The sequence below is a fragment of the Jeotgalibacillus sp. R-1-5s-1 genome, assembly GCF_004405105.1.
Classification (GTDB): Bacteria; Bacillota; Bacilli; order Bacillales; family Jeotgalibacillaceae; genus Jeotgalibacillus.
On sequence record NZ_SORW01000049.1, the window covers coordinates 1 to 233 of the forward strand.

Here is a 233-nt window from a genome sequence, read left to right on the forward strand (position 1 = left end):
TGAACTGCACCCTGTCAAGTAGACAGTAAAAAAGAAAAAAGCTTAGAACTACGCTACGGCCTGGTACCGATACTCTATCGGTGCCAGGTTGTTTAATTTCTCCTGATAACGTTCCTCGTTGTAAAATCGCATATATTGATCGATATCGTTGACTAATTCTTCATAGTTCTTGTACTGTTTCAACTCATATCTCTCACATTTGAAGTGACTGAAGAAGCTCTCTATCGGTGCGT

Annotated in this window: 1 protein-coding gene; it reads right to left on the bottom strand. The window is 39.9% G+C overall.

Going from position 1 to position 233, the window contains the following annotated elements; all coding sequences use genetic code 11:
* Positions 1 to 48: 48 nt before the first annotated feature.
* Positions 49 to 233, bottom strand: a 185-nt coding sequence (locus E2491_RS14770) for an IS3 family transposase (RefSeq protein ID WP_208528085.1), incomplete at its 5' end; no start/stop codon positions are given.